This window comes from Streptomyces sp. NPDC026246 (assembly GCF_055567995.1).
In genome coordinates this window covers 119,834-141,027 of sequence record NZ_JBVHPJ010000008.1, presented here as the reverse complement: position 1 = coordinate 141,027, position 21,194 = coordinate 119,834, and the positions used below count along the sequence as shown (strand labels likewise).

Here is a 21,194-nt window from a genome sequence, read left to right as displayed (position 1 = left end):
GCTACGTGAATGCTTTCAGGGCATTACCCTGCACGGCGAATTCCCTTTATCGCGCACTGTTTTGATCAGGTTCCGGTACCTACAATCCCGTCCACATCTTGAGCTCAGCCCAAGCGTCAAGGAGGACGAATGGCGGGGCTTTCCTTCACACCACAGTCGGGCCGATCCACCGATCTCGCAGCCGCCGTACTGACCGACGGCAACCGTGTGCTCGTCGTGATCATCGCGGTCGTCGCCCTGGCGGCCCTGGTGCTCGCGGGGGTCCTGGTGCGCCAGGTGCTCGCGGCAGGCGAGGGCACCGACAGCATGAAGCAGATCGCGGCAGCGGTCCAGGAAGGCGCGAACGCCTATCTGGCCCGGCAGCTGCGCACCCTCGGCGTATTCGCCGTGGTCGTGTTCTTCCTGCTCATGCTGCTTCCCGCGGACGACTGGAGTCAGCGTGCCGGACGTTCGGTTTTCTTTCTGATCGGAGCGGCGTTCTCGGCGGCCACCGGTTATATCGGTATGTGGCTCGCCGTCCGCAGCAATGTGCGCGTCGCCGCCGCGGCGCGCGAGGCGACACCGGCCGAGGGCGAGCCGGAAAAGGATCTGACCACCGTCTCGCACAAAGCGATGAAGATCGCTTTCCGTACGGGTGGTGTGGTCGGCATGTTCACGGTGGGCCTGGGCCTGCTCGGCGCTTCCTGCGTGGTGCTGGTGTACGCCGCCGACGCGCCGAAGGTGCTGGAGGGCTTCGGCCTCGGGGCCGCGCTGATCGCGATGTTCATGCGGGTCGGCGGTGGCATCTTCACCAAGGCCGCCGACGTCGGCGCCGACCTGGTCGGCAAGGTCGAGCAGGGCATTCCGGAGGACGATCCGCGCAATGCCGCGACCATCGCCGACAACGTGGGCGACAACGTCGGCGACTGCGCGGGCATGGCGGCCGACCTCTTCGAGTCGTACGCCGTCACCCTGGTGGCCGCGCTGATCCTGGGTTCGGCGGCCTTCGGCGACGCCGGTCTCGGCTTCCCGCTGCTGGTGCCGGCGATCGGTGTCCTCACGGCGATGATCGGCATCTTCGCGGTGGCGCCCCGGCGGGCCGACCGCAGCGGCATGAGCGCCATCAACCGCGGCTTCTTCATCTCCGCGGCGATCTCGCTCGTGCTGGTGGCGGTGGCCGTGTTCGTCTACCTGCCGGGGAAGTACTCGGAACTGGACGGTGTCGGCGATGCCGCCATCCGCGCCAAGGACGGCGACCCGCGGATCCTCGCCCTGGTCGCGGTGGCCATCGGCATCGTGCTGGCCGCCCTGATCCAGCAGCTGACCGGCTACTTCACGGAGACCACCCGCCGGCCCGTCCGGGACATCGGCAAGACCTCGCTGACCGGCCCGGCCACGGTGGTCCTCGCCGGTATCTCCGTCGGTCTGGAATCGGCCGTCTACACCGCCCTGTTGATCGGACTCGGGGTGTACGGGGCGTTCCTGCTCGGCGGCACGTCGATCATGCTGGCGCTGTTCGCGGTGGCGCTGGCCGGCACCGGCCTGCTCACCACGGTCGGGGTGATCGTCGCGATGGACACCTTCGGGCCGGTCTCCGACAACGCGCAGGGCATCGCGGAGATGTCCGGCGACGTCGAGGGCGCGGGCGCGCAGGTGCTCACGAACCTGGACGCGGTCGGCAACACCACCAAGGCGATCACCAAGGGCATCGCGATCGCCACGGCAGTGCTCGCGGCGGCGGCGCTGTTCGGGTCGTACCGCGACGCGATCTTCTCCGGGGCGCGGGACGTGGGCGAGAAGCTCAGCGGCGAGGGTGCGCCGATGAGTCTGATGATGGACATCTCCCAGCCCAACAACCTCGTGGGCCTCGTCGCGGGCGCGGCCGTCGTCTTCCTCTTCTCGGGGCTGGCGATCAACGCCGTGTCGCGGTCGGCGGGTTCCGTCGTCTTCGAGGTGCGGCGCCAGTTCCGCGAGAAGCCCGGGATCATGGACTACAGCGAGAAGCCGGAGTACGGCAAGGTCGTCGACATCTGCACCAGGGACGCCCTGCGCGAACTCGCCACTCCCGGTCTGCTGGCCGTCCTGGCGCCCATCTTCATCGGGTTCACGCTGGGCGTCGGCCCGCTCGGCGCGTTCCTGGCGGGCGCGATCGGCGCGGGCACGCTGATGGCGGTGTTCCTCGCCAACTCCGGTGGTGCGTGGGACAACGCCAAGAAGCTCGTCGAGGACGGCCATCATGGCGGCAAGGGCAGCGAGGCCCACGCGGCGACGGTGATCGGCGACACCGTCGGCGACCCGTTCAAGGACACCGCCGGTCCCGCGATCAACCCGCTGCTGAAGGTCATGAACCTGGTGGCTCTGCTCATCGCGCCCGCGGTGATCAAGTTCTCCTACGGTCCGGACAAGAGCATCGGGGTGCGCATCCTCGTCGCGGCCCTGGCGTTCGTCGTCATCGCCGGGGCGGTGTACGTGTCCAAGCGGCGCGGGATCGCCATGGGCGACGGCGACAACGCCGAGCCGAAGCCCCCGAAGCCGAAGTCGGCGGATCCGGCGGTGGTTTCGTAGGGGGTTTCCCGGATATCCGGCTCAAGGTGCGGGCGGGCGGCGTGCGTTGACGCGCCGCCCGCCCGCACTGTGCGGTGCACGACCACGCGTGAGCCTTCTCTCGCTTGGTGCAAAAGGTTACAAAACGGTCTTATTAGGCGCTCGACGTGCGGTTGCCGTGCATGCGGCGTGTATGTTCCGGGGCCGAGAGCCATGGAAGGGACCAAACCGGTGAACAAGAAGCTCGCGGCCGCACTGTCCGGCGGTGCGGTACTGGTACTGGCGCTGTCCGGCTGCGGCGGCGACGACGGCAACGACAAGCTCGACTCCTGGGCCAAGCAGGTCTGCGACGCCGTCCAGCCGCAGGCCAAGAAGATCGAGTCGGCGAACGCCGCGATCCAGAAGGAGACCTCGGACAACAGCGCGCCCGAGGAGGTCCAGAAGACCGACGCCCAGGCCTTCCAGGACATGTCCGACGCCTACAAGGCGATCGGCAGCGCCGTGAACAAGGCCGGGGCGCCGGACGTCGAGAACGGCGAGAAGAAGCAGCAGGACGCGGTCAAGGAGCTCAACTCGATCTCCGCGTCGTACGCCTCGCTGAAGAAGCAGGTGGACGACCTCGACACCAAGGACCAGGGCAAGTTCGCCGACGGCCTGAAGGACATCGCCGGCGAGCTGGACAAGCTGAGCCAGAGCGGCAACGACGCCCTGAAGAACCTGGAGGAGGGCGAGGTCGGCCAGGCGATGGCCCGTCAGTCCAGCTGCAAGGCGGCCACGGCGTCGGCGGGCGCCACGCAGAGCTGACCCGGCGCCGGGCGGGGCAGCGGACCACGCCGGTGCCCCTGCCCCTGCCCCTCGCGTCTGCGCGAGGCCGGTCCCGTTGGGGCGGGCCACCCCGCACGGCAGCATCCTTGCCGGGGCGGATCACGTCCTCCCCGGCTTGGACGCCGTGCCCGGGGCGGATCACGTCCCTCTTGCTCGGACCCGTGCCCGTGCCGGGGCGGGCCCGTAGCGAACCCCTGCCCGTGCCGGACAGTGCTCCCCGGCCGCCCTGGGGAGTGCGTGGCACGCGCGCGTGCCGCCCCCCGGCCCTCGGGAGTGCGCGGCACGCGCGCGTGCGATCTCGTTCCCGGCGGCCACAATGGGGGCGTGAGTAACGCCAGCCAGTCATCCCTGCCCCCGCTGCCCGCCGCCGACCGTCCCGAAGTCGCCGCCCGGCTCCGGGACGCCCTGCTCGCGGCCTCCTTCACCGCCGACGGACTGCTCGACCTGCTCGGAGCCCCCGCATACGCGGCGCTGGCCCGCAGCGAGACCGTGCCCGCGCTGCGGGCGACCCGCGGGGACACGCCCCTGGAACTGCTCGTCCGGTTGTTCCTGCTGCAGCAGCCCGTGCCGCACGCGCGCGTGGCGGAGGTGCTGCCCGTGGACGCCTGCCTGGAGAGCGGCTGGCTGGCACGCGCGGGCGAGGGCGAGCTGACCGCCACGGTGGACGTACGGCCCTACGGCGGTCCCGGCGGCGAGGACTGGTTCATCGTGTCGGACCTGGGCTGCGCGGTCGGCGGCGCCGGCGGCATCGGACGCCGTGACGAAGGGGTCGTCCTCGGCGTCGGCGGCGCCTCCACGACCCTCGCCGGCATCACCGTCCGCACGCCCGTGGACTCCGCGCTCGACCTCGGCACCGGCTCCGGCATCCAGGCGCTGCACGTCGCGCAGCACGCCACGCGCGTGACGGCCACCGACCTGAACCCGCGCGCCCTGCACATCACCGCGCTCACGCTGGCGCTGTCCGGCGCCCCGGCCGCCGATCTGCGCGAGGGCTCGCTCTTCACCCCCGTCCGGGACGGCGAGACGTACGACCTGATCGTCTCGAACCCGCCGTTCGTGATCTCGCCCGCCGCCCGGCTCACCTATCGCGACGGCGGGATGGGCGGGGACGATCTGTGCCGCACGCTCGTTCAGGAGGCGGGGGAGCGGCTGACCGAGGGCGGGTTCGCGCAGTTCCTCGCCAACTGGCAGCACGTGGAAGGGGAGGACTGGCAGGACAGGCTCAGGTCGTGGCTGCCGCGCGGCTGTGACGCGTGGATCGTGCAGCGCGAGGTGCAGGACGTCCATCAGTACGCCGAGCTGTGGCTGCGGGACGCCGGTGACCACCAGGGCGACCCGGCGGAGTACCAGGCGCGGTACGACGCGTGGCTCGACGAGTTCGAGGCGCGCAAGGTGAAGGCCGTCGGCTTCGGCTGGATCACCCTGCGCAGGACGGACGCCGCCGTGCCCTCGGTGACGGTCGAGGAGTGGCCGCATCCGGTCGAGCAGCCGCTGGGCGACACCATCCGTCACCACTTCGACCGGCTCGACTTCCTGCGCGGCCACGACGACGCCGGGCTCCTGGCCGCGCACTTCCGTCTCGCCGCCGAGGTGGTGCAGGAGCAGGTCGGGCTGCCTGGCGCGGAGGACCCCGAGCACGTCGTGCTGCGCCAGAACCGCGGCATGCGCCGGGCCACCCGGGTGGACACCGTGGGGGCGGGCTTCGCGGGGGTGTGCGACGGCTCGATGGGCGCCGGCGTCATCCTGGACGCGATCGCCCAGCTGCTCGGAGAGGACCCGGTGCTGCTGCGCGACCGCACCCCGGCCCAGATCCGGCTGCTGGTCGAGCAGGGCTTCCTGGAACCGGCCCGCTGACCCCGTCCCCGGCGGCCGTCCGGCCCGGGCCCGACGGGTCCGCCGCCGGCCCGGGCAGGCGCTCGACAGCGAACGCGCCGACGAACTCGCCAACAAATTCGAGTCGAATTGCACACCTCCCCCGGGACGGGCGGCGAGGGCCGTGCGTCCTCGGCCGCGCCCACCCGCCGCCCCGGCGTTCACCTCGGGTTCGTCTCCCCGCCGCCCACGCGTGACAGCCTCCCGGGGCTGGGCACGGGTGGGTGGGAGAAAAGGGGCGCGGCGAGCCATGGAGAGCGAACCGGCGATCTTCGCGGGAGCGGTGTTCTCCCTGTTCGGGGGCGGACTGCTGGCGTGGACGGTGGCCTGCGTGCGGCAGGAGCGGCCCGTCGCCGAGGGTGTGAGGCCGGTCGCATCGGCGGCCGTGGCGGGCGTGGTCGCGGTGCTCGCGCTGGCCGCCGGAACCTGGTGCCTCACACGCCTCTGAGAGGCGGTCGGGCCGGATGCCCGCCCTTGATCGGGGAGCTCGCGCTCCGCTCGAGGCCGGGCCCGGGCCCCGCACTCCGGGCGGCAGGAATGGTGGTAGTCGGGTTACCGTTCGAGTGGCCGTTGCGGGCTTTTCCCGTTTGACACGGGGGCGGGATGTACCGTCACACTCCGCAGCGTCAGCACGTACCCAGCCCCGGTACACGACTCCGGGGAGGCCCCAGCGTCGACCGGAGAGAAGAGCGAAGTTGTCCCCGACCAGCGAGACCGCGAAGGGCGGCCGCCGACTCGTCATCGTCGAGTCGCCTGCCAAGGCGAAGACGATCAAGGGCTATCTCGGCCCCGGCTACATCGTCGAGGCGAGCGTCGGGCACATCCGTGACCTTCCCAACGGCGCCGCCGAGGTGCCCGAGAAGTACACCGGCGAGGTCCGCCGCCTCGGTGTGGACGTCGAACACGACTTCGCGCCGATCTATGTGGTCAACGCCGACAAGAAGGCGCAGGTCAAGAAGCTCAAGGACCTGCTGAAGGAATCCGACGAGCTCTTCCTCGCCACCGATGAGGACCGCGAGGGCGAGGCCATCGCCTGGCACCTCCAGGAAGTGCTCAAGCCCAAGGTCCCGGTCAAGCGGATGGTCTTCCACGAGATCACCAAGGCCGCGATCCAGGCCGCCGTGGCCAACCCGCGCCAGCTCAACCAGCGGCTCGTCGACGCCCAGGAGACCCGCCGCATCCTCGACCGCCTCTACGGCTACGAGGTCTCGCCGGTCCTGTGGAAGAAGGTCATGCCGCGGCTGTCCGCGGGCCGTGTCCAGTCCGTCGCCACCCGCCTCGTGGTGGAGCGGGAACGCGAGCGCATCGCCTTTCGTTCGGCTGAGTACTGGGACCTGACGGGCACCTTCGCGACCGGCCGCGCCGGAGACCCGTCGGACCCGTCGTCGCTGGTCGCGCGCCTGCAGACCGTCGACGGCAGGCGGGTCGCGCAGGGCCGCGACTTCGACTCCCTGGGACAACTGAAGAGCGCGAACACCCTCCACCTCGACGAGGCGAACGCCCGCGCCCTGGCCGCCGCCCTGGAGCAGACGCGGTTCGCCGTCCGCTCCGTGGAGTCCAAGCCCTACCGCCGCTCGCCGTACGCCCCGTTCCGTACGACGACGCTGCAGCAGGAGGCGAGCCGCAAGCTCGGCTTCGGCGCGAAGGCCACCATGCAGGTCGCGCAGAAGCTGTACGAGAACGGCTACATCACCTACATGCGTACGGACTCCACGACCCTGAGCGACACGGCGGTCGCCGCCGCCCGCGCCCAGGTCACGCAGCTGTACGGCGCCGACTACCTGCCGCCGCAGCCGAGGACGTACGCCGGGAAGGTCAAGAACGCGCAGGAGGCCCACGAGGCGATCCGCCCCTCGGGCGACCGCTTCCGCACCCCCGCCGAGACCGGACTGACCGGTGACCAGTTCAAGCTCTACGAGCTGATCTGGAAGCGGACCGTCGCCTCCCAGATGAAGGACGCCACCGGCAACAGCGTCACGGTCAAGATCGGCGGCACCGCCTCCGACGGGCGGGACGTCGAGTTCAGCGCGTCCGGCAAGACGATCACCTTCCACGGCTTCCTGAAGGCCTACGTCGAGGGCGCCGACGACCCGAACGCCGAGCTGGACGACCGCGAGCGCCGGCTGCCGCAGGTCTCCGAGGGCGACGCCCTGACCGCCGAGGAGATCACGGTCGACGGGCACGCCACCAAGCCCCCGGCCCGCTACACCGAGGCGTCCCTGGTCAAGGAGCTGGAGGAGCGCGAGATCGGCCGCCCGTCGACCTACGCGTCGATCATCGGCACCATCCTCGACCGCGGCTACGTGTTCAAGAAGGGCACGGCGCTGGTGCCGTCCTTCCTGTCCTTCGCCGTGGTCAACCTCCTGGAGAAGCACTTCGGGCGGCTCGTCGACTACGACTTCACCGCCAAGATGGAGGACGACCTCGACCGCATCGCCCGCGGTGAGGCGCAGTCCGTGCCGTGGCTGAAGCGGTTCTACTTCGGCGAGGGCACGGTCGCGGGTGCCGCCGCCGACGCCGGCAACGGCGACGGGGACCACCTCGGCGGTCTGAAGGAACTGGTCACGGACCTGGGCGCGATCGACGCGCGCGAGGTGTCCTCGTTCCCGGTGGGCAACGACATCGTCCTGCGGGTCGGCCGCTACGGGCCGTACATCGAGCGCGGCGAGAAGGACACCGAGCAGCACCAGCGCGCCGACATCCCCGAGGACCTGGCGCCCGACGAGCTGACGGTCGAGCTGGCCGAGGAACTGCTCGCCAAGCCGAGCGGTGACTACGAGCTGGGCACCGACCCCGCCACCGGCCACACGATCGTCGCCAAGGACGGCCGCTACGGCCCGTACGTGACGGAGATCCTGCCCGAGGGCACCCCGAAGACGGGCAAGAACGCGGTCAAGCCGCGCACGGCGTCCCTGTTCAAGACGATGTCCCTGGACACGGTGACCCTCGACGACGCCCTGCGGCTGATGTCGCTGCCGCGGGTCGTCGGCACCGACGCCGAGGGCCAGGAGATCACCGCGCAGAACGGCCGCTACGGGCCGTACCTGAAGAAGGGGACGGACTCGCGGTCGCTGCAGGCCGAGGAGCAGCTCTTCACCATCACGCTGGAGGAGGCGCTGGCGATCTACGCCCAGCCCAAGCAGCGTGGCCGGGCCGCGGCCAAGCCGCCGCTGAAGGAGCTGGGCACGGACCCGGTGAGCGAGAAGCCGGTCGTGGTCAAGGACGGCCGCTTCGGCCCGTACGTCACCGACGGGGAGACCAACGCGACCCTGCGCTCCGGCGACAGCGTCGAGACGATCACCCCGGAGCGCGGCTACGAGCTGCTCGCCGAGAAGCGCGCCAAGGGACCGGCGAAGAAGACCGCGAAGAAGGCGGTCAAGAAGGCCCCGGCGAAGAAGGCCACGACCAAGAAGACCGCGGCGAAGAAGACCACGACCGCGAAGAAGACGACGGCGAAGAAGACGACGTCGGCGAAGACGACCGCCGCCAAGACGGCCGCCGCCACGAAGACGGCCGCCAAGACGGCGTCCGCCTCGAACCCGGCGGACGACTGAGGCCGTCGGGCCTGTCGTGAAGAGAATGTGAGAACCCTCCGGGGATCCGGGCGCCAAGGCCCGAATCTTCGCCCCGGGTTCGGAATGCGAACGCCCCGGCAACACTTCGGTGTCGGGGCGTGCGCATGCCAGACCGGGCGGGCCGTGGTGTCGGTGGCTCCCGATAGGCTGAACGCATGACGCGAGCCGACGAACCGACGGCCCCTCAGCCGGCCCCCGACGACGCACTGGTCACGGACTCCCGTGAGCGCGCCGTCCGCGCCCTGCTGCGACGTCCGCAGCTGAGGCGGTTGTGGAGCGCCCAGCTCGTGGGCGGCGTGGGAGACACGCTCGCCCTCCTCGTCCTGGTCCTCCTCATGGTCCAGGCGGCGGTCGCCGAGGGCCCGTTCGGCGGCGGATACCGAGGTGTGGCGTTCGCAGTGGCGATCGTCTTCGGGGTGCGCATCCTCGCGACGCTGCTGTTCGGAGCCGTTCTGCTCGGGCCGCTCACGGCGCTCACCTCGCAGGACGGCCCGCTCGACCGCCGCTGGACCATGGTCGGCGCGGACGGCGTGCGCGCCGCGCTGCTCATCGTCGCGCCCCTGTGGATCGACTGGACGCCCGGCAACGCGCCGGCCCTGCTGCTCGCCACCGTGTTCGTCGCGGGTGTCGCCGAGCGGTTCTGGACGGTGTGCCGGGAGAGCGCCGCCCCCGCCCTGCTGCCCGCCCCGCCCCCCGAGGGCGCCACGGTCCGGCCGCTGCCCGACCACATGGACGCCCTGCGCCGCCTGTCGCTGCGCACCGGCTTCGTGGCGATCCCCCTCGCCGCCCTCGTCCTCGTCGTCGCGTCCCTGTTCAACAACGCGCTGGGCGCCGGCATCGACTGGTTCGGCCAGCACCAGGCGGCCCTCGCCTCCTACGTGGCGGCCGGGCTGTTCGCCGCGTCGCTGTCGGTGCTGACCTTCCTGGAACTGCCCGGCACGCGCACCCCGCGCGCGCGGTCGCCGCTGGAGGGACTGCGCCGCCCGAGGACCGGCACCGGCGCCGACAAGGGCCGCACCGGCGCGACGCCGCTGCTCGTCGTGACCTGCGCGGCCGTCGCCGCCGCCGTCTCGGCCGCCGTCGCCGTGGCCGTGCTGCACGCCAGGGACCTGGGCGGCGGCCCCGTGCTGTACGGGCTGTTCGTGGGCGTGCTCACCGGCGGTGTCGTCGTCGGCATCCGCACCGCCCCGGCCCTGCTGCCCGCGCTGTCGCGGCGCCGGCTGCTGGCGCTGACCGTCGCCTTCACCGGTGTAGCACTGCTGGCCGCCGGGCTCGTCCCGGACGTCACCACCGTGCTGCTCATCCTGGCGCTGGCCGGGACCGGGGCGGGCATGTCCGCAAACATCGGGCACACGCTGCTCGACCAGGAGACCGAGGAGTACCGCCGCCCCCGGACGACGGAGCACCTGCACGCGGTCGTCCGGGTGAGCGTGGCGCTCGGCGCCCTCGTCGCCCCGCTCGTGGCGGCGGGGATCGGGCCGCACCGCCTGGAGAGCGGCAAGTTCGTCTTCGCGCACGGTGGCGCGGCCTTCACACTGATGCTGGCCGGCGCCCTGCTGCTGCCCGTCGCCGCGCTGGTGCTGGCCAAGGTCGACGACCGTTCCGGTGTGCCGCTGCGGCAGGACCTGAAGGACGCCCTGCTCCGCGGCGACGACCCGGACCAGGCACCGGCCGCCGACGGCTTCTTCATCGCCCTGGAGGGCGGCGACGGGGCCGGCAAGTCCACCCAGGCCGAGGCCCTCGCCGAGTGGATCCGCGGCAAGGGCCACGAGGTCGTGCTCACCCGCGAGCCGGGGGCGACGCCCGTGGGCAAGCGGCTGCGGTCGATCCTGCTGGACGTGTCGAGCGCGGGCCTGTCCCACCGCGCGGAGGCCCTGCTGTACGCCGCCGACCGGGCCGAACACATCGACACGGTCGTACGGCCCGCCCTGGAGCGCGGCGCCGTCGTCATCTCCGACCGGTACATCGACTCCTCGGTGGCCTACCAGGGCGCGGGCCGCGACCTGTCGCCGACCGAGATCGCCCGTATCAACCGCTGGGCGACGAACGGACTCGTGCCGCATCTGACCGTGCTGCTGGACGTCGCGCCGGAGACCGCCCGCGAGCGGTTCACCGAGGCGCCCGACCGGCTGGAGTCGGAGCCCGCCGAGTTCCACGCGCGTGTGCGCGCCGGTTTCCTGACCCTGGCCGCCGCGGACGCCGGACGGTATCTGGTGGTGGACGCCGGGCAGGAGCCCGAGGCCGTCACGACCGTCATCCGCCACCGGCTCGACCAGGTGCTGCCGCTGTCCGAGGCCGAGATCAAGGCCCAGGAGGAGGCGCGGAGGAAGGCCGAGGAGGAGGCCCGCCGCAAGGCCGAGGAAGAGGCCGCCCGCAAGGCCGAGGAGGAGCGCCTGGAGCGCGAGCGCCAGGAGCAGCTGGCCAAGCTGCGCGCCGAGGAGGAGGAGCGCAAGCGCCGCGAGCTGGAGGAGGCGCAGCGCCGCGAGGCCGAACGGCAGGCCGAGGAGGCCCGGCGCCGGGCCGAGGAGGCGCGCAAGAAGGCCGAGGAGGAGCGGGCCCGCCTTCTCGCCGAGGAGAAGGCCCGGGCCGAGGAGGAGGCCCGGCGCAAGGCCGAGGAGGAGCGGCGCCGCAAGCAGGCCGAGGAGGAGGCACGGCTGCGTGCCGAGGCCGAGGCGCTCCGCCTGGAGAAGCAGCGCAAGGCCGAACAGGCACTGCTGCGGGCCGAGGAGGCCCGGCGCCTCGCGGAGGCGGCGGCAGCCGCCGCCGAAGCCGGCCCCAGGACCACCCCGCGCGGGGCCGCCGCGGCGGGTCAGGACGCGGCGACCGTGCCGACGCCCGTGGTGACGCCGGGCGGCGGGACGGACGACACGACCGTGCTGCGCCCCGTGCGGGACGAGAGCGCCGCCGACCGCGACGCGCGCCGGGCGCCCGGGGCGTCCGGTGCGTCGGGCGTGTCCGAGTCCGAGGTGACGACCGAGCTGCCGCTGCCGCCCGCTCCGCAGGACTCCGTGGAGGAGACGGCGGTGCTGCCTCCGGTCCGCCCGGGGGACGCGGAGGACACGGCCGTCCTGCCGCCCGTCCGGCCGGACGCCGAGGAGACGGCGGTGCTGCCGCCCGTGTCCGCTGACGGACCGGACGACCGGGTGCCGCCCGGGTACTTCCGCGACGAGGCCGCCCGGCCCGACGACCGCGAGGACCGCACGCGCGAGCTGCCCCAGGTCGACGCGGAGGGCGCGCCGCGCCGCCGCCGGTCCGACTGGGCCGAGGAGACACCGCTGGACGACCTCCCGTCGCTGGCGGACGAACTCCTCGGACCGCACGAGGACGAGCCGGACGAGGGCCGGGGCCGCCGGGGCCGGGGCGGCCGGGGCCGCTGAGGCCTCCGGCGGTTCGGGGCCGTCCTCCGGGCCGGTGAGGGCCGGGTTGGTGCCGGTGGCGTGGCCCGGGTGCGTGCCGGTGGCGCGGCCGGGTGCGTGCCGGTGGCGTGGCCGGACCGGTGCGGCTGATCGGTGTCCGGCGCGACCCGACGCGAGCCGACCCGGCCCGGCCCGGCGCGTCCGGGTCCGGTGTGCCGCCCGGTCCTTCTCGCACTTGGCGGGCGGCGGCACCTGCGACGCCCCGTCCACCGCTGTCAGTGGCCGCCCCCACAATGGATCTGGCAACGCGCGACGCGACATGACACGACATGACGGAAGGGCGGCGTGACCCATGACCGTGTGGGACGACCTCGTCGGGCAGGAGAGGGTGAGCGAGCAGCTGGCCGCCGCCGCCCGGGACGCCGACGCCCTGGTCACCGCGGCCTCCGCCGACGCCCCGCCGCCGGAGGCGTCGAAGATGACGCACGCCTGGCTGTTCACCGGCCCGCCCGGAGCCGGGCGTAACCAGGCGGCACGGGCCTTCGCGGCGGCCCTGCAGTGCGTCAGCCCCGACCGTGCGCTGGGCGGCTCCCCCGGCTGCGGATTCTGCGACGGCTGCCACACCGCGCTGATCGGCACGCACGCCGACGTCACCACCGTCGCCGCGGTCGGCACGCAGATCCTCGCCGACGACATGCGCGACACCGTCCGCAAGTCGTTCACCTCGCCGGCGAACGGACGCTGGCAGATCATCCTCGTCGAGGACGCCGAGCGGCTGAACGAGAAGTCGGCCAACGCCGTGCTCAAGGCCGTGGAGGAGCCCGCCCCCCGCACGGTCTGGCTGCTGTGCGCTCCTTCGATCGAGGACGTCCTGCCGACCATCCGCTCGCGCTGCCGCCACCTGAACCTGAGCACGCCGTCGGTGGACGCCGTCGCCGACATGCTGGTCCGCCGCGAGGGCATCGAACCGCCCGTGGCGGCCGCGGTGGCCCGCGCCACCCAGGGGCACGTCGACCGGGCCCGCCGCCTGGCCACCGACCCGGCCGCCCGGGAGCGGCGCGCCACCGTGCTGCGCCTGCCGCTGCGCGTCGAGGACGTCGGCGGTGCGCTGAAGGCCGCGCAGGAGCTGGTCGACGCGGCCGCCGAGGACGCCAAGCAGCTCGCGGAGGAGACCGATGCCAAGGAGACCGAGGAGCTGAAGGCCGCTCTCGGCGCGGCGCAGGGCGGCCGCATGCCGCGTGGCACGGCGGGCGTGATGAAGGACCTGGAGGACAAGCAGAAGCGCCGCAGGACGCGTACCCAGCGCGACAGCCTCGACCTCGCGCTGACCGACCTCACCTCCTTCTACCGTGACGTGCTGGCGCTCCAGCTCGGCTCGCGCGTGGCCATCGCCAACGCCGACGCCGAGGAGGCCCTGGAGCGGCTCGCCCGCGACAGCACCGCCGAGTCCACGCTCCGGCGGATCGAGGCCATCGGGGCCTGCCGGGACGCCCTCGACCGCAACGTGGCGCCCCTGCTCGCGGTCGAGGCGATGACCATGGCACTCAGAGCGGGCTGAAGGTGCTACGCCGGAGGACCCCGGGGCCACCGGGGGCCAGGGGGGCCATGGAGGGCCACCGGGGGGGACAGGCCACCGGGGGCTCCCGCCGGGTTGACGACGTCACTCGTCCGAGGCGACGCCCCGCACGCAGGGCATTCGCGGCGTCGCGCAGAGTTACTCTCGCTGGATGTACACAAGGCGCCCCCCACGCACCGCCACCGCCGCCCGCTCCGGTGGCGGCCACCGCAGGATCCGGAGCCGGGCCAGGACGGCGGCGGGCCTGCTCGCCACGGCCGCGCTGCTGGTCTCCGCCTGCTCCTCCGGCAGCTCGACGTCCACCGCGTCGGCGGCGGGGGGCACCGCGGCCCTGGCCGCCCTGCCGGAGGCCATCCCGGCGGCGCTCGCGTCGTACTACCGGCAGAAGCCGGCCTGGCGCGGCTGCGGCGTCCCCGGCTTCGAGTGCGCCACGGTCAAGGCGCCCCTCGACTACGCCGCGCCGTCCGGGGGCGACGTGAAGCTCGCCGTCGCCCGCAAGAAGGCCACGGGGCCGGGCAAACGGCTGGGCTCCCTGCTCGTCAACCCCGGCGGGCCGGGCGGCTCGGCGATCGGCTACGTGCAGCAGTACGCGGGCATCGGCTACCCGGCCGAGGTGCGGGCCCGCTACGACATGGTCGCGGTCGACCCGCGCGGCGTGGCCCGCAGCGAACCCGTCACCTGCCTGGACGGGCCGGGCATGGACAGGTACACGCAGACGGACTCCACGCCCGACGACGTCAAGGAGACGGACGGGCTGGTCGCGGCCTACCGGACGTTCGCCGAGGGCTGCGGGGCGGACGCGCCCCGGCTGCTGCGCCATGTGTCCACCGTCGAGGCGGCCCGGGACATGGACATCGTCCGGGCGGCACTCGGCGACCAGAAGCTCAACTTCGTCGGGGCCTCCTACGGCACCTTCCTCGGAGCGACGTACGCCGGGCTCTTCCCGAAGCGGGCGGGGCGGCTGGTGCTGGACGGCGCGATGGACCCGTCGCTGCCGGCGCGGCGGCTGAACCTGGAGCAGACGGCGGGCTTCGACACGGCGTTCCGCTCCTTCGCCCGGGACTGCGTCCGGCGGTCGGACTGCCCGCTGGGCGGCGCGGGCACCAAGCCCGAGCAGGTCGGGAAGAAGCTCAAGGCCTTCTTCACCGAACTGGACCGGCGGCCCGCCCCCACCGGCGACGCCGACGGACGCCGGCTCACCGAATCGCTCGCCACCACCGGCGTGATCGCGGCGATGTACGACGAGGGGGCCTGGGAGCAACTGCGCGAGGTGCTGACCTCGGCGATGAAGGAGAACGACGGCTCGGGGCTCCTCGCCCTCTCCGACAGCTACTACGAGCGGGACGCCGACGGCGCCTACAGCAACCTGATGTTCGCCAACGCCGCGGTGAACTGCCTCGACCTGCCGGCCGCCTTCGACACCCCCGACCAGGTGCGCAGGGCGCTGCCCGGGTTCGAGAAGGCGTCGCCCGTGTTCGGCGAGGGCCTGGCGTGGGCCTCCCTGAACTGCGCGTACTGGCCGGTCGGCGCCACGGGGGAGCCACACCGCATCGAGGCCAAGGGTGCGGCCCCCATCCTGGTGGTCGGCACCACCCGCGACCCCGCGACGCCCTACCGCTGGGCGCGGTCCCTGGCCGGCCAGCTCTCCTCGGCCCGCCTGCTCACCTACGAGGGCGACGGCCACACGGCCTACGGGCGCGGCAGCTCCTGCATCGACCGGACGATCAACGCCTACCTGCTGCGCGGCACCCCGCCGCCGGACGGAAAGCGCTGCTCATAGCCCTGCTGCCGGCCCCGGAAGCCCGGCCTCCGGGGCTGGTGCGGAGCACCCTCGGAAACTGTGTAGACTTACCGTCGTTGCTGATCGCACCATAGTGCGGACAGCGCGCCGCCTTAGCTCAGATGGCCAGAGCAACGCACTCGTAATGCGTAGGTCTCGGGTTCGAATCCCGAAGGCGGCTCTCTTCGAAACCCAGCCCAGACAATGTCTGAGCTGGGTTTTCTCGTTTCAGCGGATGCGGCGGCGGCGCTGTGCGCGTGCTGCGCGGGTGTCGGCGGTCTCAGTTCTGGTCTCAGTGGGGCCCGGAATCGGCGTCGTCGGCGCAGGTACGAAGAACTCGCCCATGCGGCGCATGGCGTCCTTGGACAGGTGGGAGCGTCCCTTCACGTACCGCCGGGTCTGGCTGATCTGGGTGTGCCGGAGGATCTCCATGATCGTGGGCATGTCCACACCCAACTCGTTCAGGATGGTGCCGGCCGTGTGGCGGCTGCCGTCGTACAGGCGGCGGTCGTCGATACCCGCTTCCCCGAGCAGCTCTTTGAACTCCTCGTAGTCGCCCCGCGGGTCAAGGGGGCGTCCGTCCGGCCGCGAGAACACGACGTCGTGCTCCTGCCACAGTTCGCCTGCGGCGGCCCGCATCTCCTCTTGCCGGGCCTTGTGGTCGTGCAGGAACGGGATGAAGACGGGCGGGATCGGGACGGCGTTCCGGCTCTTCTTGGTCTTGGGGCGGGTGAAGACGAGGCCGCCCTCCTTTCGCTGCGGGCAGGTGCTCGCGTGCCTCGTGCATTTCTTGGGGCACGGCTCTGGGCAGCCGCGCTTGTACCCCTTGTGCGTGGCGCATCCCGCAGGGCACGGCTCGAAGCGGTGGAGGCGAGCCCCGCAGGCGTGCGGGTCGTCGCAGCCGTGCCGCCATGTGAGGCGCTGTAGCTGCCACTCGGGGCGGAACAGCTCCGCCTCCAGGTCGACGTACGACCAGCGAAGGCCGAGCGTCTCGCCCTGACGGAACCCCATGCCGACGCCGACGATCCACCGCATGAACGTGGGTCGCTTCGAGGCGGCTTCCAGAAAGGCCTTCGCTTCCTCCTTGGTGAAGGGGTTCGCTTCGGTCTCGTCGATGCTCGGCGGGTCCACGAGCGTGGCCACGTTCTCTCCGACGATGCGCCGGCGGTGGGCAATCTTCAGGGCGCGCGACAGGATGCGGTGCACCTTCACCACGTGGGAGGGTGCGCGCCCCGCGTCGAGCAGCGCCCGGTACATCCGCTCCAGGTGCTCGGGCTGCAACTTGTCGATGCGGTGCTGGCCGACGCCGGGGATGATGTCGTTCCGGGTCTTCGACCAGTAGTCATCGAGTGAGCGCGGCTTGAGCTTCAGGCTCGCGATGTCGGTGAGGTAGGTCTCCATCCACTGCGCGACGGTGGGCTTTCGCCCCGCGGTGGTCGCGCGGCCCTGGTCGCGCAGCCGCTCCAGCTCCCGGACCTTGCGGCGTACTTCCGCCTCGGTCTTGGCACGGCGGTGTCGGCGGTCGGGGCTGCCGTCGTTCTTCACGCCCATCGTGACGCGTCCGTGCCACCAGCCGTCCGCGCCGAAGTAAATCGTCGATTCCATGTTGGACTTGCGGGGGCTCATGTGCTCCTCCATGCGGGAGGCGCCCCGAGCGGAGTGCTCGGGGCGCCTCAGGGTGTGCTCGGGTCAGTTGGGCAGAGGGGCGAGGTTCGCCACGTACGCTTCGAGGTCCGTTCGCCGAATCCGGCGCGTGCGGCCCAACTTGATGTACTTCAGGGCGCCTTCGGCCATCAGCTCGTAGACGGTGGATCGGCCGATGGCGAGCGCTTCGGCAGCTTCCTCGGGCTTGTACAGGAGTCGGTCGACGGGGGCGGCGATCGCCGTGCTCATCCGGGGTGCCTCCTAGGCGGGGGGGTCTTGGGCGCTCTCGGGTCTCGTGTCTGTCCGAAGTGCGGATTTCTGCGTCATTGCGTCATCAGCGTCATCCGCGCTGCTGACCTGCGGCTTTGCGTGACGCAGCGGGTTGGGGGTGCGTCACCGGGGCGTCATGGGCCGCGTCATCGGGTGACGCAGATGACGCAGGATGACGCAGACACAGCCGTCTGCGTCATGCCTCTATGCGCAGGTCAGGGGCCGTTTCTCGGTCTGCATGACGCAGATGACGCAGCATTCCTCCCCTTGGGACAAGAGAGAGGGGGGTGTCTGTTGTGGTGCGGTGCCGCTTCAAGCGTGAAGAGCGAGCCGCTGCGCGGCGCGTCCGCAGGGCGGCTGTCGCCGCCGAACAGCAAGAAGAGCACGCCTGGCCGGTGGTGCTCTTCTTGCTTGTCCAGGGACCGTACGCGGGCGCGGGGTCAGAACATCCGCTTCTCCTCGTGGGGCGGCGGCGCCTGCAGGTGGGTCATTTCGAGGTAGCGGCCCTCGCTGGTGCGGCCCGACTCGATCAGCACGCCGCGGGCGGCAAGCGTGGGCTGGAGGCGCTTGAGACGGTCGGAGAGGACCTTGCCCGTGGTCGGCCACCCCTTGGGCAGCGGACGCATGTCGTCACCGCTGTAGAGGCGGCTGAGGCAGTGCAGCCACTCGGTAGATGTCATCCGCTGCTCGCCGCCCGGCTCGATGGTCTCGGCGTGCTTGAGGACGGTCTGCGCGAGGAGGTCGCCCTCGATGACGTCGTCGTTGAGGTCGTCGAGGCTGCGCCGGTAGGCGGCGAGGGCTCCCAGGCCGGTCGCGGCGTCGAGCTGCGCGCACAGGTGGGCGAAGTCCGCCATCCGCAGATCGGTCGGGGTCTCTGCCTGGGCCGCGCGGACCTTGACTGTGAGGTCGAGCAGGGATCCGAGGATGACCGGCAGAGCTTCGGCGTACTCCGCCCACAGCTCCGCTTCGGTGCGTCGCACGCGCGGGCGTTCCAGGCGCAGGGGCAGGAGGCGTTCGGCGAGGTCGGGGCGGATGACTCCGACATCGATGCCGGTCAGGAGCATGGGGCGGCGGTAGCGGGCGCGGACCACGTCGCCGTCGGTGTACAGGGCGCGTTTGACGTTCTCGGCGCCGGTGACGATGCAGCACATCGCGTCCGACAGGTCCGGGGTCATGTGGGAGAGGTTGTCCAGGGCGGTGACCCATCCGGCGGCCACGGCCGCGATCAGGTTCTCCTCGTCCTTGGGGGCGCGGCGCAGGTCGCCGCTCATGCCCTCGATGATCCGTACGAGCATGCGGCCGCCCGTGGACTTGCCGGCGCCCTGTGGTCCGGTGAGGAACGGGGCGGGGACGGGTACGGACGGCCCGAGACAGCCGATCAGCCAGGCGATGGCCAGGCACTCGGTCTCCGCGTTGGCGAAGTTGCACAGCCTGAGCAGGAGATCGATTCCCTTTCCGTCGGTGTCCTTGACCGGCAGGGGCAGCTCGCCGGTGAGCTGGGTGCGCCGCCAGCACACTTCCCGCGGGTCGGGGACGGCGATCTCCCACCCGGTGGGGTGGATGCGAACCGATTGCCCGTCCGTGCGGCCCAGGTCCAGCCACGTCGCCCCGTCGAACCCGGGCGCCACGCGGATGTGGACGGGCTGCACGTCCTCGGTCAGCGCCAGGGCCTCGATCAAGTCCAGTGCCTCCTTGAGGGCGGTTCCGTTGAACACGCCGTGTCCGTCGCGGTAGAGACCGACCATGAGTTCCTGGCGGTGGCTGCCCGTCGTGCCCTGGGAGCGGATCGGGCGGGCCACGGGGTGGCCGTTGCGCTGCGCGTACACGGTGCCGTCGGCGGTGCGGAAGTACCGGAAGTGCGCTTGCGCGTAGTCGGTGATGACTTCGCGGGCCGGGGTCTTGTCGTCCTCGGACATGCTCACAGTCCCAACCTGGTGCGGGCGTTGGTCCACGCGTCCGTGCAGTGGCGGGCCGATTCGCCCTTGGCCTGAGCGGCGGTGAACAGGCGCGTGACGTGGGCGTCGGTGAGGCAGCCGCATCGGCCATGCGTGGACAGCACGGCCAGGAACGTCCGGTACACGGTCGCGTGGACCGAGCTGCGGGCCTGTGTGATGCGCTGCTCCGCCATGGCGATGCCGCGATCCAGATAGGCCGGCGTGCGGTGACGGCACTCCCCGAACCCGGCCTCTGCCGGCACGGCGATGGTGTGCGGTCCGGGCCGGGCCGCACAGGTCTTCTTCACGGCCAGCGCGCGGACGGCGTCGGGCAGGGTGGTCATGGTGCCGGTGCCGGGTCCGAGGTAGCGGGCGTAGGCCATGGTCGACTTGATGTCGACGCCAGGCCGGACGGCGTTGTGCGACGACATGGAGCCTCGGTAGATCCAGTGCTCACCGCGAGTCGTCTCCACGGCCCGTGTGGCGGGCAGGGTCTCGCGCGCCCATGCGACGGCCGCCGCGTCGTCGAGGTCGACCACGGTCAGTCCGGCGGCGCCGGGATGGTAGGCGACGCAGGCGGCCCGCCGCCATGCGGCCATCCAGGCCGGAGAGGTGAGGACGGCCGGGTCGGCGGTGGCAGCGGCCCACGCATGGCAGACGCCAGGGCATCGGCACGGCCCGGCGGCCTTCATGTTCGGCCGGCCGCCGCACGCGTTGTTCGCGCACCGGTGGCAGTTTGAGAAGGGGGCTTTGCCCGGACGCAGGGGGAGAACGGGAAGTCCGGCGGCGGCCAGGTTGAGCGCCACTCGCCGGATGGGGGTCTGTTGGGTCATGCTGGGAGACCTCCAACAGGTCTGTTCACGGCTGGTTGGGCAAGGGCGGCCCCGGTTCTTGGCGGAATGGGGGGCCGCCCTTGGCGTAGCTAGAAGGGCGGTTCGTCGCTGTAGCCGCCGGGAGCCCACGGGGCGCGGCCGGTGTCGCGGCGGCGCAGCCACCGGGGGCGGTGCGGCAGGGGCAGCAGGACCATGCGCCACTCGGTCCAGCACGGGCACGGCTCCCAGTCGGTACCGGCGTACTCGCCGGTTTCGTAGTCGCCGTAGTCGTGCTCAATACCGCCCACGCCGTCGCAGTCGCGGCAGTCGGGGCGCGGGGTGTCGGTCAGGATGAGCGCATTGTGCGGCCAGGTCGCGCGTTGAATGCGCAGTCGCTTCATGGGTGTTGATCTCCTTGTCAGCCGTAGAACTTGTTGCGCTTGATAACGGCCTTGCGGATGTTGACCGTGCTGCCGTTCTTGCCGTTGGCGACGCGTCCCGGCAGGCGCCAGGCGAGGACGGCGAGGGCGATCCACATCGCGGCTCCGGAGCCGAACCCGGCGGCAGCGTTGACGACTTCGCCCACGCCGTATCCGGCTCCGGCGGCGAGGGCGCCACCTCCGAGACCGGCGCACAGGAAGCGCTGGGCGACGGGGTCGAGCAGGGGCAGCGGGGTCAGATCGCGCGGCTCCGGGACGGTCATCGCCGGCGGGGCGAGGTGCTTCGGCATGGGCACCATGCGGCCGTAGGCGTCCGGGACCCAGACGACCGGGCCGCGTTCGCCGTTCAGCTCCACCGGCGCCTGCGCGGGGGCCTGGAAGGGCTGTATGGAGGTGTCCGGGATGGGCTCCCGGTAGGGCTCAAGGGGATGTGTCACGACCGGTTCTCCGATCACGGATCGTGACTGTCAGAGGGCAGCCTCTGACAGTCAGAACGGGTGTCAGGCGTGATGTCAGGCCGGGAATCCCTGACTTCTCTATAGGCCGGGCCGCGCCCTGACAGTCAGAGTCAGAGCGCGGCCCTGACA

General features: G+C 71.9%; 14 protein-coding genes and 1 tRNA gene. 9 read left to right on the top strand and 6 right to left on the bottom strand.

All coding sequences use genetic code 11. The features are described 5' to 3' along the window. Nucleotides 1–129 precede the first annotated feature (129 nt). From ACZ4M5_RS21210 to ACZ4M5_RS21170, 9 genes are all read left to right on the top strand, one after another. A complete protein-coding gene (locus ACZ4M5_RS21210; protein WP_467738984.1) occupies nucleotides 130–2,544 on the top strand; it encodes a sodium-translocating pyrophosphatase in 2,415 nt (804 codons plus the stop codon). 192 nt (nucleotides 2,545–2,736) lie between these two features. Continuing rightward, nucleotides 2,737–3,327, top strand: a complete 591-nt coding sequence (locus tag ACZ4M5_RS21205) for a small secreted protein (RefSeq protein ID WP_369198407.1) — start codon at nucleotides 2,737–2,739, stop codon at nucleotides 3,325–3,327. 345 nt (nucleotides 3,328–3,672) lie between these two features. Beyond that, entirely contained in the window at nucleotides 3,673–5,202 is a 1,530-nt protein-coding gene (locus ACZ4M5_RS21200) for a DUF7059 domain-containing protein (protein WP_467738982.1), read from the top strand. A 268-nt stretch (nucleotides 5,203–5,470) separates the two neighbouring features. Next, the gene (locus ACZ4M5_RS21195) at nucleotides 5,471–5,668 is read left to right on the top strand and encodes a hypothetical protein (RefSeq protein ID WP_467738980.1); all 198 of its coding nucleotides are present in this window, start codon (nucleotides 5,471–5,473) and stop codon (nucleotides 5,666–5,668) included. 247 nt (nucleotides 5,669–5,915) lie between these two features. Next, nucleotides 5,916–8,774 carry a type I DNA topoisomerase gene (gene topA, locus ACZ4M5_RS21190; protein WP_467738978.1) on the top strand — a complete coding sequence of 953 codons (2,859 nt, stop codon included), beginning with the start codon at nucleotides 5,916–5,918 and terminating at the stop codon, nucleotides 8,772–8,774. Nucleotides 8,775–8,950: 176 nt separating this feature from the next. After that, complete coding sequence (tmk, locus tag ACZ4M5_RS21185; RefSeq protein ID WP_467738976.1) at nucleotides 8,951–12,172, top strand: dTMP kinase; 3,222 nt, start codon at nucleotides 8,951–8,953, stop codon at nucleotides 12,170–12,172. 331 nt (nucleotides 12,173–12,503) lie between these two features. Further along, nucleotides 12,504–13,709, top strand: a complete 1,206-nt coding sequence (locus ACZ4M5_RS21180) for a DNA polymerase III subunit delta' (protein ID WP_467738974.1) — start codon at nucleotides 12,504–12,506, stop codon at nucleotides 13,707–13,709. A 169-nt stretch (nucleotides 13,710–13,878) separates the two neighbouring features. Beyond that, nucleotides 13,879–15,507: an alpha/beta hydrolase gene (locus tag ACZ4M5_RS21175; RefSeq protein WP_467738972.1), complete on the top strand. Its 1,629-nt coding sequence runs from the start codon at nucleotides 13,879–13,881 to the stop codon at nucleotides 15,505–15,507. Between the two features lie 107 nt (nucleotides 15,508–15,614). Continuing rightward, a tRNA-Thr gene (locus ACZ4M5_RS21170) sits at nucleotides 15,615–15,688 on the top strand. Nucleotides 15,689–15,735: 47 nt separating this feature from the next. Here ACZ4M5_RS21170 and ACZ4M5_RS21165 read toward each other — a convergent pair. From ACZ4M5_RS21165 to ACZ4M5_RS21140, 6 genes are all read right to left on the bottom strand, one after another. Then, complete coding sequence (locus ACZ4M5_RS21165) at nucleotides 15,736–17,133, bottom strand: tyrosine-type recombinase/integrase (RefSeq protein ID WP_467738970.1); 1,398 nt, start codon at nucleotides 17,131–17,133, stop codon at nucleotides 15,736–15,738. A gap of 63 nt (nucleotides 17,134–17,196) precedes the next feature. Continuing rightward, nucleotides 17,197–17,400, bottom strand: coding sequence for a helix-turn-helix domain-containing protein (locus ACZ4M5_RS21160; protein ID WP_466980285.1), 204 nt, complete (start codon nucleotides 17,398–17,400; stop codon nucleotides 17,197–17,199). Nucleotides 17,401–17,861: 461 nt separating this feature from the next. Beyond that, on the bottom strand, nucleotides 17,862–19,337 hold the full coding sequence (locus ACZ4M5_RS21155) for an ATP-binding protein (RefSeq protein WP_467739454.1): 1,476 nt from the start codon (nucleotides 19,335–19,337) through the stop codon (nucleotides 17,862–17,864). A 2-nt stretch (nucleotides 19,338–19,339) separates the two neighbouring features. Next, nucleotides 19,340–20,188 (bottom strand): bifunctional DNA primase/polymerase, encoded by an 849-nt coding sequence (locus tag ACZ4M5_RS21150; protein ID WP_467738968.1) that lies wholly within the window; start codon nucleotides 20,186–20,188, stop codon nucleotides 19,340–19,342. Between the two features lie 89 nt (nucleotides 20,189–20,277). Beyond that, entirely contained in the window at nucleotides 20,278–20,568 is a 291-nt protein-coding gene (locus ACZ4M5_RS21145; RefSeq protein ID WP_467738966.1) for a hypothetical protein, read from the bottom strand. 17 nt (nucleotides 20,569–20,585) lie between these two features. Then, nucleotides 20,586–21,044 carry a hypothetical protein gene (locus tag ACZ4M5_RS21140; protein ID WP_467738964.1) on the bottom strand — a complete coding sequence of 153 codons (459 nt, stop codon included), beginning with the start codon at nucleotides 21,042–21,044 and terminating at the stop codon, nucleotides 20,586–20,588. Between the last annotated feature and the right edge of the window lie 150 nt (nucleotides 21,045–21,194).

What these genes read in the sequence shown, in the direction of transcription:
- ACZ4M5_RS21210 (WP_467738984.1), top strand. Translation starts at nt 130, where the DNA reads ATGGCGGGGCTTTCCTTCACACCACAGTCGGGCCGATCCACCGATCTC.
- ACZ4M5_RS21205 (WP_369198407.1), top strand. Translation starts at nt 2,737, where the DNA reads ATGGAAGGGACCAAACCGGTGAACAAGAAGCTCGCGGCCGCACTGTCC.
- ACZ4M5_RS21195 (WP_467738980.1), top strand. Translation starts at nt 5,471, where the DNA reads ATGGAGAGCGAACCGGCGATCTTCGCGGGAGCGGTGTTCTCCCTGTTC.
- tmk (WP_467738976.1), top strand. Translation starts at nt 8,951, where the DNA reads ATGACGCGAGCCGACGAACCGACGGCCCCTCAGCCGGCCCCCGACGAC.
- ACZ4M5_RS21180 (WP_467738974.1), top strand. Translation starts at nt 12,504, where the DNA reads ATGACCGTGTGGGACGACCTCGTCGGGCAGGAGAGGGTGAGCGAGCAG.
- ACZ4M5_RS21175 (WP_467738972.1), top strand. Translation starts at nt 13,879, where the DNA reads ATGTACACAAGGCGCCCCCCACGCACCGCCACCGCCGCCCGCTCCGGT.
- ACZ4M5_RS21165 (WP_467738970.1), bottom strand. Translation starts at nt 17,133, where the DNA reads ATGAGCCCCCGCAAGTCCAACATGGAATCGACGATTTACTTCGGCGCG.
- ACZ4M5_RS21160 (WP_466980285.1), bottom strand. Translation starts at nt 17,400, where the DNA reads ATGAGCACGGCGATCGCCGCCCCCGTCGACCGACTCCTGTACAAGCCC.
- ACZ4M5_RS21155 (WP_467739454.1), bottom strand. Translation starts at nt 19,337, where the DNA reads ATGTCCGAGGACGACAAGACCCCGGCCCGCGAAGTCATCACCGACTAC.
- ACZ4M5_RS21150 (WP_467738968.1), bottom strand. Translation starts at nt 20,188, where the DNA reads ATGACCCAACAGACCCCCATCCGGCGAGTGGCGCTCAACCTGGCCGCC.
- ACZ4M5_RS21145 (WP_467738966.1), bottom strand. Translation starts at nt 20,568, where the DNA reads ATGAAGCGACTGCGCATTCAACGCGCGACCTGGCCGCACAATGCGCTC.